The sequence below is a fragment of the Pseudoalteromonas sp. S16_S37 genome (assembly GCF_014694405.1).
GTDB lineage: Bacteria > Pseudomonadota > Gammaproteobacteria > Enterobacterales > Alteromonadaceae > Pseudoalteromonas.
In genome coordinates this window covers 1-523 of sequence record NZ_JAAUWV010000199.1, presented here as the reverse complement: position 1 = coordinate 523, position 523 = coordinate 1, and the positions used below count along the sequence as shown (strand labels likewise).

Here is a 523-nt window from a genome sequence, read left to right as displayed (position 1 = left end):
GTGGCGTATTCGACAGCATCAACATTTTTCCATGGTCCATTTCTTCGGATAATTTCTGTTTTAAATAAACCATTTATCGTCTCAGCCATTGCGTTGTCATAAGAATCTCCAACGCTTCCAACAGATGCTTGGATCCCCGCTTCTGCAAGTCGCTCACTGTATCTAATAGACAAGTATTGGCTCCCTCTGTCGCTGTGATGGATCAACCCTTCTGTTTTACCACGATGCCAAATTGCTTGTTCTAACGCGTCAAGAATAAGCCCTGTGTGCATTGTTGTTGATACGCGCCAGCCCACAATATATCGAGAAAATACGTCTATTACGAAGGCTACGTAAACAAATCCACTCCATGTAGCGACGTAAGTGATATCAGCAACCCAAAGCTGATTAGGCTGCTCAGCGATAAATTGACGGTTAACTAAATCCATCGGTGTATCTTGTTGCTCATCTGGTATCGTTGTTTTACAAGCCTTACCACGACGAACGCCTTGAATACCCATAATTCGCATTAATCGCTCAACAG

Annotated in this window: 1 protein-coding gene; it reads right to left on the bottom strand. The window is 43.4% G+C overall.

The window, feature by feature from the left end:
- Positions 1-523, bottom strand: a 523-nt coding sequence (locus HC733_RS22615) for an IS3 family transposase (protein ID WP_190367212.1), incomplete at both ends; no start/stop codon positions are given.